The sequence below is a fragment of the Nocardia rhizosphaerae genome (assembly GCF_042650365.1).
GTDB lineage: Bacteria > Actinomycetota > Actinomycetes > Mycobacteriales > Mycobacteriaceae > Nocardia > Nocardia rhizosphaerae.
Genome location: NZ_JBHSBA010000005.1, coordinates 1 through 12,441, shown reverse-complemented (window position 1 = coordinate 12,441; position 12,441 = coordinate 1). Strand labels below are relative to the sequence as shown.

The 12,441-nt window shown below is 64.1% G+C and carries 11 protein-coding genes; 3 read left to right on the top strand and 8 right to left on the bottom strand.

Translation table 11 applies throughout. From position 1 onward, the window contains the following. Nucleotides 1-2: 2 nt before the first annotated feature. A complete protein-coding gene (locus ACFOW8_RS09725; RefSeq protein ID WP_378548864.1) occupies nt 3-1,862 on the top strand; it encodes a UvrD-helicase domain-containing protein in 1,860 nt (619 codons plus the stop codon). A 160-nt stretch (nt 1,863-2,022) separates the two neighbouring features. Here ACFOW8_RS09725 and ACFOW8_RS09720 read toward each other — a convergent pair whose 3' ends face one another. The 5 genes from ACFOW8_RS09720 to ACFOW8_RS09700 form a co-directional block, all read right to left on the bottom strand. Beyond that, nucleotides 2,023-2,616, bottom strand: coding sequence for a hypothetical protein (locus ACFOW8_RS09720; protein WP_378548861.1), 594 nt, complete (start codon nt 2,614-2,616; stop codon nt 2,023-2,025). Between the two features lie 15 nt (nt 2,617-2,631). Further along, on the bottom strand, nt 2,632-4,299 hold the full coding sequence (locus ACFOW8_RS09715) for a DEAD/DEAH box helicase family protein (RefSeq protein WP_378548858.1): 1,668 nt from the start codon (nt 4,297-4,299) through the stop codon (nt 2,632-2,634). A 12-nt stretch (nt 4,300-4,311) separates the two neighbouring features. Beyond that, entirely contained in the window at nt 4,312-6,615 is a 2,304-nt protein-coding gene (locus ACFOW8_RS09710) for an ATP-binding protein (protein ID WP_378548855.1), read from the bottom strand. Nucleotides 6,616-6,865: 250 nt separating this feature from the next. Then, nucleotides 6,866-7,267 (bottom strand): very short patch repair endonuclease, encoded by a 402-nt coding sequence (locus ACFOW8_RS09705; RefSeq protein WP_378550669.1) that lies wholly within the window; start codon nt 7,265-7,267, stop codon nt 6,866-6,868. Nucleotides 7,268-7,644: 377 nt separating this feature from the next. Beyond that, nucleotides 7,645-9,030 (bottom strand): DNA cytosine methyltransferase, encoded by a 1,386-nt coding sequence (locus tag ACFOW8_RS09700; protein WP_378548853.1) that lies wholly within the window; start codon nt 9,028-9,030, stop codon nt 7,645-7,647. Between the two features lie 112 nt (nt 9,031-9,142). On the opposite strand from ACFOW8_RS09700, the gene ACFOW8_RS09695 reads away from it, so the two are divergent. Both ACFOW8_RS09695 and ACFOW8_RS09690 read left to right on the top strand, forming a co-directional pair. Continuing rightward, a complete protein-coding gene (locus ACFOW8_RS09695; RefSeq protein WP_378548851.1) occupies nt 9,143-9,976 on the top strand; it encodes a GIY-YIG nuclease family protein in 834 nt (277 codons plus the stop codon). 121 nt (nt 9,977-10,097) lie between these two features. Next, nucleotides 10,098-10,811, top strand: coding sequence for an Eco29kI family restriction endonuclease (locus tag ACFOW8_RS09690; RefSeq protein ID WP_378548849.1), 714 nt, complete (start codon nt 10,098-10,100; stop codon nt 10,809-10,811). A 288-nt stretch (nt 10,812-11,099) separates the two neighbouring features. On the opposite strand, the gene ACFOW8_RS09685 is transcribed toward ACFOW8_RS09690, so the two are convergent. From ACFOW8_RS09685 to ACFOW8_RS09675, 3 genes are all read right to left on the bottom strand, one after another. Next, nucleotides 11,100-11,348, bottom strand: coding sequence for a hypothetical protein (locus ACFOW8_RS09685; RefSeq protein ID WP_378548847.1), 249 nt, complete (start codon nt 11,346-11,348; stop codon nt 11,100-11,102). Between the two features lie 192 nt (nt 11,349-11,540). Next, on the bottom strand, nt 11,541-12,032 hold the full coding sequence (locus ACFOW8_RS09680; protein WP_378548844.1) for a hypothetical protein: 492 nt from the start codon (nt 12,030-12,032) through the stop codon (nt 11,541-11,543). Further along, entirely contained in the window at nt 11,996-12,211 is a 216-nt protein-coding gene (locus ACFOW8_RS09675) for a cold-shock protein (protein ID WP_167659902.1), read from the bottom strand. Before ACFOW8_RS09675 ends, ACFOW8_RS09680 begins: the two co-directional genes overlap by 37 nt. Nucleotides 12,212-12,441: the final 230 nt, after the last annotated feature.

Below are 12,441 nucleotides of genomic sequence, written 5' to 3'. Positions count from 1 at the left end.
CCGTGACTGGAAACAATGCGCGACCGACTGTGCGGCTGCCACGCATGCTGGCTGATGACATCCGCGATCTTGACGACGATCAACAGGCTGCGGTGACTACGGTCGGCAATCTCGTCGTCATCGCCGGTCCCGGCAGCGGCAAAACACGAACGCTCGTCGCGCGGGCAGGCTACCTGCTGTGCAGCGACATCAGTCCGCTGCGTGGTCTGGCCGCGATCACGTATACCAACCAGGCCGCACTCGAACTACATCAGCGCCTCGCGCGTCTCGGCATTTCTGAACCCCATCGCCTGTTTGCAGGCACCCTCCACACCTTCTGTCTCAGCCAGGTACTGCCGTATGCCGAGTTGATGGACGTCAGTCTCCCGGGGCGGGATGCGTTGATGTCGTCCCGCGACATCAACGAACTGCGTGACGAATGCGCTGAGGTCGCGGGAGCGAATCGGTGGGCGCTTCGGGAAGTCTTCGCACCTCTTAGGCGCAGGATGGCAGCGGGGGAGGATGTGAGCGACGAGAACCCCGCCAACGTGGCCGCCATTCAGCGGTATGAGTACGAGTGTGACAGGCTGTCGATCTGGGACTTCGACGCAGTCGTATTCAAGTCAGTCGCGTTAATGCGCGAATTCCCCGTGGTGGCGGCAGTCGTCAAAGCGAAGTACCCGACGATCCTGATTGACGAATACCAGGACCTCGGTGCTGCGTTGCACAGCCTCGTTGAACTGCTTGTCGACTCTGGCGTGTCTGTGACTGCCGTCGGTGACGCGGACCAGAGCATCTTCGGATTTACCGGCGGTGATCCTCGATACATGCACGCACTGAGCCAGCGTGAGGATTTCGCGGAAACGCGTCTTGAGACGAACTATCGGTGCGGATCCGCAGTGATCGCCGCCGCCGAAGTCGCGTTAGCCGAATCGCGCGGCTGGCAGGCCGACCCGGCCCGAAACGACCCAGGCGTAATTGAAATACGAATCTCGAGTGGTGATTCGCGAACGCAGGCACGGCAAGCTGTCACTGCGGTCCGGGGGTTTCTTGCGGCGGGCGTAGCGCCCAATGAGGTCGCGGTCCTCTTACGATTTCGCGCGCCACTCGGGCCGCTCATTCACGAGGAGCTTAGCGTGGCTGGGATACAGGCACGTCTCGAAGGCACATCTGCATCGCTGCAGAGCGCTATCGGTAAGTGGTTGGCGTCGTGTGCACTTTACGTAACCCGGGTGGCCGAGCCGTATCAAGGGAGTGCACCGTTGGAGCTCTCTCCAGCAGGTGCTGACGTGTTGCTCGGTGAACTGGAACATCTCCGATCCCAGGCTGGCTACGCACATAGCACCATGCCAGTTCTCAGGCGGATGCTTGCACTGCACAAGACCCTCACCGACGTCGAACCAGGGTCAACCCGATACGACGTCGCGACGTGGACCGCACGCGTCGCAGCGGACTGCGATCTCGAACCTTTGGCGATCCGACTCGGCGACAACCGCAATCGCGAGGAACTCGCAACTCTTTTGTCTGCTGAGGATGGACAACCGCTTGATGAAATCGCGAATGACCTTGAGTCAACCGGCCGTGTGACAATCGGTACCTATCACGGGGCAAAGGGGAGAACGTTCACAGCAGTGCTGCTCCCTGCCCTGACAGAAGGAGTCGTCCCACCTTGGGGTCGGAACTACGGTTGTCCTGTTCCGCCAGCGGAGACGAAAGTCCGTGAAGAGCGCCGCAGCTTCTATGTAGCACTCACACGTAGCCGTGGCTCGGTCCTACTGCACACCACCGAGTCCGGCGTCGACAACCGCGGCGATCAGATCGAGCGTGGATACTCCCGATTCGCCCGTGAGCTAGCACAGCAACTCAACCTTAGTCTTCCGTAGCCGAACGCGCACTTGTGAATTCCTCGTATCGTGAGGGTATGAACACGGTCCAGCGATGCTCGTTGTCGGGGACCGGCAAGCTCAACAGAATTTGTCGTCTCGGGTTACCGGTGAGACTGTCGCGGTAGTCTCACCGCGTTGCTGGGACGGTGACTCCCGTCTAGCTTGCGGGGGATGTAGGGGTCAGTTTGCGATTGATGTGGGCAATCGGCAGACCGCAACGCTTGGCGACGGACTTCTGGAAGTCCTCTTCCTGTGTCATCTGCGGATGGCCAGTGCGCGTCGTAACAATGATCAGAGGCGGTTCCGACGAGCTGACAGCCGCACCGAGCGCGGCCCAGATCAGATCCTTGAAAGTATGGGGCGCACCCCAACACACATAGCGCTCGTGCTCTCCGTCGGTAGCCATGCAGTGCATGGGCTTTTCCTTCACAGACTTTGGCACCAGATCCCAAGAAGAGCCAAGCCCTTGCTTCACGAGGGTGTCGTGCGGGGGGAACCGCTTCGTGGCGCACGACGCGTATGTGCCGATCCCTTCCAGCGCTCGGACGTATTCCTTCATCGGCCCATCCTTGATCCAGACACGGACATCGCCAACAGGGAGGTACGCGACGAGGACGCCGCCGATCCTCTCATCATCTACCCACCTCGCGTAGTAGTTGGCGCGTTCACGATCGGTGAGCAGATCCCAGTCGATGTCCTCGGCTCGCTGGTAGAGCTCGGTGGCGACTTGGACCTGGATGTTCTTGGGCACTTTCGGGGGCATTGATCACCGCTGACTGGTCATGGTCTGGTCTGGGAACTGGAGCCGGACCTCGTCGTAGGCTGTCTCGAGGCTGGCGGCGTCCTTGATCCATTCTTCCATGAGGGAAGCCACTCGCTGGTCGGTGAACTCGACACGGGATGGGGTGATGCCCTGGAGCTCCTCGGTATCCGCAGAGTCGGCGACCGCGCGCTTTATGTTCAGTGCCGCCGCCACGCGCCGGAGGTCGCTGACGAAGTCGAGGACGGCGACCCGCTCCTTGCCCTCACGAAGGCGTAGGCCGCGGCCGAGCTGCTGGATGAAGATGCGGCGGCTGTGGGTGACTCGCGCGAAACACAGGATGTTGACATCCGGCACGTCGACACCTTCGTTGAGGATGTCCACAGAGGTGAGGATGGGGACCTCGCCGGAGCGGAACGCCAAGAGACGGGATTGGCGTTCGCGTTTGGAGAGGTCTGCGTGGATGGCTAGGGCGCCAGACCAATTCGGGGTGCGGCGCAGGAGGTCGGCGAGGCGTTCGGCGTGGTCGATGGTGCGGCAGAAGACCAGAGCCCGGGGATTGGGTGTGGTTCCCCATACGGCGGCTAGTTCGTCGCGGACAGCCTCATCGCGTTGGGGGAGGAACAGTCGGGCGTTGAGTTCGCCCAAGCTGTAATCGTGCTGGCTGGCCGACCGGACCATGTCCCAGTCGATATTGTCGACGAAGAGGCGGTAGTCCACCTGGGCGAGGTAGCCCCGGCGCATGCCTTCCTCGATGCCGATCTTCACGACAGGTTCGCCGAACCGATGCGTGATGTCGTATTCGTCGCCGCGCCAGGGCGTCGCGGTGAGGCCCATTTGTCGGGCGTCGGTAAGGAGATCGAGCAGCTCGCCGTACTGGCCGTCTTCCCCGACGTGGTGAGCCTCGTCCACCACCACCAGCGCGGGGCGGTACCCCCGCCGAACCATGTAGAGCGCGCTACCGAGGGTGGCGCAGGCGACGCCGGACAGATCGTCGGAACGTTCCTCTCCTGTGACCAGCCGGGTTTTTACGGTCTTGGGCAGGTGACGCCAGAGAGCGCGTTCGAGTTGATCGACGAGATCCTTGGTGTGGGCGACAACCAGGACCAGGTCGTTCGGCTGCCGACGAAGGTGCTCGTCGATAACCTCCGCTCCGACAATGGTCTTACCCAAGCCGGTGGCCAGGATAACCAACGCCCGGCCGGTGGCGTTCAGTCCGCCGACGGCGTTGTCGATCGCGATCCGCTGATAATCGCGCGGGGTGACGGCACCGAAGCGTTCAGGTACTTTGGCCCAGGCCCTTCGGAGGGTATCGCCGGGCCATTCGTGGATCTGCGGGCCGATCAGCGCGAGTCGGTCGATGCGGCGCTCGGCGTCCACGCCGAGGACGGTGTTGGTGACCACGGCGGCTTTGTCTCGACGGTAGTGTTCGCGGGCCCGGGCGACCTCGTCGACGCCATCAGCGGAGATCGGGCCTTGTTTGCGCCACTTGCACTGGAGGACCCAGTCCTGCCCCGAGGCGCTCGCGAGGATGTCGCCGCCCTGATCTCCGGAGCCGTCGATGTTGGCGACCTCGGTGAATCCCATGTGCCACAGCAATCTCTCGATCTGACGAGGGAACTGGTTGGGTCCCAGCTCCCGCAGAAAGCCAGGTCCGAGGAATCCGTCAGTCATGGTGGATGGCCCTCATTCGGTGTCGGCGAGGTCGCGTTCGACCAGCAGGCAACTGAGCCGGATCCGCGCGAGTTCGTCGAGGTCGAGTTTCGGCTGGTGCTCGGCCATCACAGCGAGGTCGCTCACCAAGCCGGTCAGACGCGTGAGCACCAAGGCACGCGATTCCTGGTCGGTCAGGTTGGCGTAGGGGCGGTGGAACACCTTTCCGTCGAGAAACGCGTCCGGGCGCAGTTCGAGCAGTCGCACGACGGCATTGGGAGGCAAGAAGGGGACGAAGTCGCCGGCCTCGATGGCGGATTCCCACCCGCCGTTCCCGCCCTCGACGACGAATCGTTGCTGGGCGCGGACCTTCTCGGATTCTTGAAGCATGTCCCAGTAACCGGTGGGCGCCCCACCCTTGATCTCACGCTGCATCGCGTCCTTGACACGGTCGAGCAGGCGAGTGGCGCGGCCGGTCAACGCTTCGGCGGTGACCTTCTGGTCGGTGGCGCGGCTCTTCAGGTCCATCAGAACGGTCGAGAGTGGTTTGGTCGCGCCACGCGCGACTCGGATCCATTCGGCCAGTTCCACCATCGCCATGTCGCGGAAATCGACACCGTACTCGGTGAACAGGGAATGCGTGATGTCGACGAAGATCTCGACGTCGGGAGCTTTGCGAAGGTGGGCGAACAGCGGCACGTTCGTCCCCTTCTGGTCCGCGAGTACGACGCCCTTGACCGCCCATACGGTCAACGACACCGAACCGTGGCCCTTGACCTCGTATTCGCCCGACAAGTCGACGACTTGCGACCCGGCCGCTCGGTAGTCCGCCAATCGATCATCGAGTGTCTTGGCAGCGGGAATGGGGGTCGCGGGAGCAGGGGAGGGCGAGACGCTGGTGGGCGCAGCGGTCGGCCCCTGACCGAGGCCCATGGCCGCGAACGGATCCGCATCAACGTCGCCGGGGTCGACCGTCACCGGATGATCATTGAGATAGGCCGCCTCATACCACTTTTCGTCGGTTTGGTAGTCGGGGTCGCCCTTGCGGAACTTCTCTGCCCACTCGATGGCCTTGTCGAACAGGACCTTGCCCCCGGCTCCTGGGAGCAGGTAGTTCAGGCCGGCGTCGTCCCGGCGGAATCCCGTGTAGAGCCGACCGAGGTAGCTGTCATTGGTTCGCCGGTAGAGCTGTTGTGCTTTCTTCTCCTTCATGGGGACAGTGCCGCGGATCGTGCGCACCAGCTTGATCCATTCGGGGCTTTCCTCGATGAACCGGGTTTTGGTGTAGTACACCGGCACGTGATCGCAGTGGATCTCCCCGACGATGCGCCCCTTGCCCCCACGGATACTGTCGATGGGGTATTCGAGGTCGGGGCCTTCGATGCCATCGGGGTCTTCCCACGAGAAGAGCTTCTTGTCGCGGGTGAGGATCTTTCGTCCGTTGCGCAGGAAATCGAGGCCGTAGTCGTTCGCGTGGTGATACCGCTGGATGCCGACCCAGCCCCAGATCCGTCGTTCACGCTCCTGGATGTTGGTGCTCTCGCAGTCGTCGCACTTGTCGGCCCCGCTGGGGCTCCACCAGCCGCAGTTGAAGCAAGCCATAGCGGGGAGCAGGCGTTCGTCGAACTCGATGACGGCGGGGATGGTGTTGCCCTTGCGGGTCACGGTCCGCGAGGCATCCCAGACGCACGGCAGCCTTGGCTGGGTCTTCTTGCCGTTCACGGTGATCAGGAAGCCGCGCTCCCGGAGCAGGTAGGAATAGACGTCCCCCAACTGTTCCCTCAGTTTGTCACCGCGGCGCACGAGTTCCTGCCACTGGTCGGTCTTCAGGTTCTTGATGATGATCTGAGTACCGTGCTCTTCGGGGGAGGCCTTGGGTTCCTGACGGGCTGGCACGTTATAGCTGCCGCCCTTGACCAACGCGTCGAGGTCGAGGTCCAGCACGGTCCAAGACGGGTCGCCGGCTCGCGTCGTCCGTATGGTCGTGAGACGACCGAGGCGAGCCGTGGCGATGTTGAAGCCCATCCCGTAGAGGCCGAGCGCACCGTAGCGGGCATTGCCGGACCAGCCCGCCCGTACGGCGTTGTTCAGGGTCGGGAGGTCCATACCTCGGCCGTTGTCGGTGACCCAGACTTCAGCGGTACGCGCGTTCCCCTCCTTGCCTGGCAGGTTCACGTTCACGGTGGGGCGCTCACCATCGACGGCCGGACTCGACAGGAACTCGTCGAACGCGTTGTCGACGAGTTCTGACAGGCATTGCAGCGGGCTGAACTCGATGTCCCCTAGGACGGTCAGAATTCGCGGATGCGGCTCGATGTTGACGAACTGCTCTGTCACAGGTCTCCCCTTCTGCCCGCCCGGCGTGGCTTGCCGCCACAGGGTAGCTCGCGCCACCGACATGCCGCCGTGGTCCTGGGTCAGCCGGGGCGCCCGGTGCCGACCAGCTGATCTCGCCGAATCAGGTTGCGCGGCAGAATGATCGCCAGCAGGTTCGAACGGAGGGACGCCGCGATCTCGCCGTCGGAGCGATGGGAATCTCCCGAGCGTGCGTGGGTGGGCCGTAATTACGACGATTCCCGCCGCCCGATTAGCGACGGGATGGTCGACGGTGGCTGAGGAGCGCGGCTTGGATGCGTTCGGCGGCCTCGTCAGGATCCTCGTGCTCCCACACTCGGATCACGAGCCAACCGGCCTCTGCGAGCCTTGTGGATGTATCGCGGTCGCGGTCCTGGTTAGCCGCGATCTTCGTGTTCCAGAACTTCGAGTTCTTGATCGCGGGTCGGTGGTGTGATGGACAGCCGTGCCAGAAGCACCCGTCCACGAAGACGGCTACGCGATCGGTTGTGAAGACGATGTCGGCGGTACGGCGAAGCTTCGCGACCGGTCGAGCGTCAACCCTGTACCGCAGGCCACGGCGGTACAGAGCCCTTCGCAACGCCATCTCCGGGCCGGTGTCGCGCCTACGGTTCGCGCGCATGACCGCGCGCACCGCGGCGGATGACGCCGTCGACGCGAGAGGTAGCGGGAGGTCGCCCGCCAACTTCTGGGAGTGGGCCTCGCGCCACGCCTGGATCAGGTTGTCCTTGCGCGAGTCGTGTGTGACTTCGCAGATGTAGCGTTCCTCGGATTTGCCGTCACGCGACCAACGCAAGTAGGCGCGGATCCGGCGAGTGCGTCGATACACGCGCAAGGAGACAGACCCTCGCGCGAATCGTCCGTCGCCGAGATCCACGTTCCGGTGGTTCCGCCCACCGGCCGCGCGATCCTGCTCGACCGCTGGAGCGACGGCGCCCTCCGTCCGCCTGTAAGCCCGCGCGGATGGCAGTCGCTCGTTCCATCGGTGTTCCCCGGATCGCGCGATCATCGTCAGCGTGCTGCGACGAGCACGTCACCGGCGGCCGCTTCCGACGCTTCCGCCGCGGCGAGGGCATTGGCGACTGCCGAGGCGAAGAACTCACCGAGCACCACGGGTACGGCGTTGCCGAGCTGGCGCATCTGCTCTCCCCTGGGGCCGGACCCCAGCCATTCGTCGGGGAACGTCATCACACGCGCGGTCTCTCGCACGGTCATGTACCTATGCAGGTATCGCCAACCGTCGGGGGATTCGGGGTCGGCGACGCGGTCGTCGAGCAGCATGACCGACTCGCCACCCGGCACGCCGTGGACTCCGGCCTTGACCGTCTTGGCGGGGCGGTCGAGTTCGTTGGGGGTGTGGCCCTTGTAGATTCGCGCTCCGGGCCATCCGATGTGATGTTCGACGCCGATCTCGTCACCGAAGTCGAACTTCTCCTCGAGCCGATCGAGTTTCACCGGAGGCAGCTTCGGGAGTGTGGCGTCGGTGCCGTACCCGGCGATGGCGTCGCGCAGTGTCCGCCACGGGAGGCAGTCGTCCTCCTTCACGAACTTCGGAACGCGCGCCTCGACGCGGGCTTTGACGTGATCGGGGACATCGGGGTGTCGTCGCCAGTAGTCGCCGTTCCTGATCGAGCGGAACAGGGCGGCCTCGGAGTACCTGGGTGTCTTGACCTGCTTCTCGAAGGCCTCGACGTCCACGCCGAGGTCGGCTCTGAACGCGACGATGACGACACGGTTGCGCACTTGGGGGACGCCGTAGTCGGCGGCGTTGACCGGTACCACGACGACCTTGTAGTGATCGCTGTCACTGTCGTTGTCGGGCAGCGCGGCGAGGATGTCCCGCAATTGGGCGTCGTGGTCCTGCCAGCGGGAGGAGTCCTTGCGTTCCTGGTGGGGGAGTCGCAACTCGTTGACGATGTATTGGAAGTAGTCAGCGAACGACGGCCGGAGGAGTCCGCGGACGTTCTCGCAGATGACCGCCTTCGGGCGCATGTCGCGGATGGCCTTGAACATGGCCGGGAACATGTTGCGCTTGTCCTCGTCGCCCTTGGCGACCCCGCCGGCGCTGAACGGTTGACAGGGCGGCCCCCCGGCGAGCACGTCGACACGTCCGGCGAAGGCGGTGAGGTCGAGGTCCTGGACATCGGCTGGGTAGAGCGGCGCGGGCTGTCCCTCATCCGGCGGTTCGGGACGGACATCCTCGATCACGGTCAGGCCGTCGGTGCCCAACGTCTTGCGGGCGCTGGCTACGAGGGTCTCGCAGGCGCGCTTGTTGAACTCGTTGAACAGCAGGGGTCGGAAACCGGCCTGGTGCACGGCCATCGCGAGTCCGCCCCCACCGGCGAACAACTCGACGCTGGTCCGTGTCCTGTTCGCGTTCCCGGGCTGGTCATCCATGCGCGAACCATACCGCGGGGATCTGACACGAATGGTTCCGGTCGGGGCGAGTCGACTGAGACGAATCGAGCCAATAGAGTTCTCTCGTGGGCGTGACCGAAGGGGGACCGAGATGAGGCGGAACGCGATCGGCGGCGGGGGAACACACCACAGCGATTTCCGGTTGAGCATCACCAAAGCGCTGGGCGATCAACTCGCCGTCGCTCTCGAGGCGCTCGTCCCGATCGCGCTCACCGAGGTGAACCTGGTCGGTGTCGACGAACGCCCCGGCGTCTACCAGCTCTACCTCGACGGCCAGTTCGTCTATGTCGGCAAAGCCGACAAGTCGCTCCGCGATCGGCTGGGCAACCACCTACGCAAGATCTCCGGTCGCCGTAACATCGATCTCACCCGAGTGACCTTCTCATGCCTGTACGTGGCCGAGGACTTCTCCGCGCTGGCGCCCGAACAGCTGCTCATCAGCCATCACAAGGGCGAAGGCGGTGTGCCGTGGAACAACAACGGCTTCGGCAACAAGGACCCTGGTCGCCGCCGGGACACCACGATCCTCAAGGCGAGGCACTTCGACGTCGAGTTCCCGATCGATCTCGACGTATCGGTCCTGGGCGTCCGTCCCGGGAGGGTCTCCCTCGACTCCTTCCTCAAGACGCTGAAGGCCGGCCTGCCCTTCGTCTTCCGCTTCGCGCTCCCGCCACGGTCGAAGTCGGTGGTCATCGACATCCCGGCGGCGGACCTCACCGCGCACGAGGCACTGCGGTTGATCTCGGCGGTGTTGCCCCCGGATTGGCAGATCACCGCGCTCATGGGCTACGTGATCATGTATCAGGAGAACCTGGACTACAAGAGCGCGTGGCGCTACTACCGAGCCGGTGAAGTCATCGAGGCGATCCCCGAGTCCAGCCCCGAGGAGATCACCGCCGAGGACGTCCTGGACTTCGACGAATGAGCCACGTCGTATACCAGTTGTCCCCGAGCCCGGGTGGCCTCGACAGCGGAAAGGCGAGTCGCTCATCGGGAGTGGACGCCCGGCCACGAACATCGCAGTCGACGGGGGAGACCAAGCCGCGATGACAACGCCACCGCTGCCGCCGCCGAAGCCCAAGAAGCCGCGCAAGCCCAGGGGCTGGCGGGCCAAGGCGACGAAGCCGCAGCCGTACAACCCACTCGACCTGGTCAACCTCGGACGGAGTGTCGAGCGGGAACTGCTCCTGCGGGACACCGAAGAGCTCGGGTCCGTCGAGTTGATGCTCGGTGCCGGTGTCTACGCGCTCTACTACGACGGCGACCATTCGCTATACCAGGCGATCAGCGGCACCGAGACACCGATCTACGTCGGCCAGGCCAGACCCAAGGGCACGCGAAAAGGGAATGTCGATCCCCTCGACGACGGCTGCCCCTTGTGGGACAGGCTCGCCGAGCACAGGCAGTCCATCGAACAGGCGGTCGACCTGGAGGTCAAGGACTTCACCGTCCGGTACCTGGTGGCGATCGAGGTCTTCGTCGCCCTGGCCGAGGGGGTCATGATCAACGACTCCCGACCCGTATGGAATTCCGTCGTCGACGGATTCGGCAACCACGACCCAGGAGCGGCTCGTCGGAAGGACGGACGACGTCCACCATGGGACGAGCTACATCCCGGACGATGGTGGTCCCACCCACACAATATGCCGACGCCGAGTCTGATACCGCCCGCATCGTCGAGGCAGCGGATCCTCGATCACTTCGCCGGCAAGCCCGTCCCCGAACTCCCCACCGACGACATCGAGGTCGAAGACGATTGAGTCGAAGGGCGTAAACCACGATCGCAGTCGACCACAGAGCCCCGCCGCAACAGTGTAATCCGAGCGGTAGGTAGGGAGTTGCGTAGCGATTCGGGGAGACCCGAAGCCGGGGAACTACCAGTCGGAGATTCTCCGCGGCAGGCTCGACCCCATTGGCGAGGGAATCGGCGTCGCGGCGGTCGGCGAGTACGCCATCGCCCCGCGCTCAGCCGGTGGAGCCATCGACAGTTGGCGCGGTGTCGCGACCGTGACTTCCGAGGGCCGCGCTCGGACTCTTGGCGGTGGGTCCTACTGCTCGCAGTCGCACAGTTCGTCGAACGTCGGGACGATCCCGTTCTCCAGATTCCGCACGGCCGATTCGACCGCGGCGTCGAGAGACTCCGTGTGATGGCCCTCGGCGAGCGTGTCACCACCTTCGTGGCCGGTGTTGTCGGCGGCGGCGCATCGAGGCCAGGCCCGGGTACGGGCGTCGTGCCGAGCGGGCAGGACCGGCGCGACGAGGAGGCAGCGGATCTCGGGTACCGTGAGTGCGATCATGCCTTCATCGAGTTGAGGTATCCCCTTTTGTAGCAGTTGCTTTCGTGGCAGCGAGCCAGGCGAGAGCGGGCCTGGACAGGGTGATGTGGGCATACCGGGCCCGGTAGCTGTTCGGCAGGCCAGACGGTCGAATTTGGTGGCCTGCCCCTGGTCGTGCGGTTCGCACCGCTCCTGCTCGCTGGGCTTTCATGATCAGGACGAATGCAGTGTGAACTTCACGGTGTACTGGACGTTGCCGGGTGCGGTCGTGTGTCCGTTGTTGGCGGTGAAGTCGCAGCGCGCGGCCAGTGTGTAGGTGCGGTCGAGCTGCAACCCTGTGATGGTGGAGTGCCAAAAGTAGTCGGCCGGAATCGACGGGTGCGAATCGTGGTAGCCGGATTTCCCGACCACGGCGGCCCCGCATGACATCGGCCCTTGCACCATGTTCTGGACGTAGGGCGACAGCCGCAGCGACCAAATCAGGCGGTTGCCACCGCGAGGGTCTTGCCTGGCGTAGACGGCATCGCCGGTGAAGGTGCCGTGTTTGCCCTCGTACCGATAGCGGGTGTCATTCGGATGGAAGTCGTAGTGGCCCGGCTGGGCCGCCGCTCCCGGTGCTGAAGCCAGTAGAGCTGCGCTGACAGCTGAGAGTGCGGTTAGGACGGTGGCTACTCGACGTGCCTTCTTACCGATAGCGCGCGGCATTCGTATCCCCCCTGAGGAACGTTCTCGATTTCTACATCGACCTGGTCGCCTTCGGCGATCTCGAGCACGTCGCCCTGTTCCACGCTGGACATGTGGAACCAGATGGGCGGGCCGTCAGGTCGAGTCAGTACGCCAGTGCCGTTGCGAATATTCCAGCGGTATACGGTGGCCGATTCCACGATCCCGCTCCCTCCCTCGCACCGGATGTTGTGACCGGGCCATCATTGCACATTCTGCGCTTCTCGCACATGGCATTTCAGTTCGGGTAGGCATCGGCGATCGACCTGTGGCTATGAGCTCCTATCGGGTTCGGTTGCTGAGTCGTCGCCAACAGATCAGTGCCGCACCGAGATTCAGGAGGCCGTAGTGGATGTCGGTGCGACGTTCCCACCGGATGGCCAGGCGTCGG

Coding starts and splice junctions, on each gene's coding strand:
- ACFOW8_RS09715 (WP_378548858.1), bottom strand. CDS start 4,299: ATGACTGACGGATTCCTCGGACCTGGCTTTCTGCGGGAGCTGGGACCC.
- ACFOW8_RS09690 (WP_378548849.1), top strand. CDS start 10,098: ATGACAACGCCACCGCTGCCGCCGCCGAAGCCCAAGAAGCCGCGCAAG.
- ACFOW8_RS09680 (WP_378548844.1), bottom strand. CDS start 12,032: ATGCCGCGCGCTATCGGTAAGAAGGCACGTCGAGTAGCCACCGTCCTA.
- ACFOW8_RS09685 (WP_378548847.1), bottom strand. CDS start 11,348: ATGATCGCACTCACGGTACCCGAGATCCGCTGCCTCCTCGTCGCGCCG.
- ACFOW8_RS09700 (WP_378548853.1), bottom strand. CDS start 9,030: ATGGATGACCAGCCCGGGAACGCGAACAGGACACGGACCAGCGTCGAG.
- ACFOW8_RS09695 (WP_378548851.1), top strand. CDS start 9,143: ATGAGGCGGAACGCGATCGGCGGCGGGGGAACACACCACAGCGATTTC.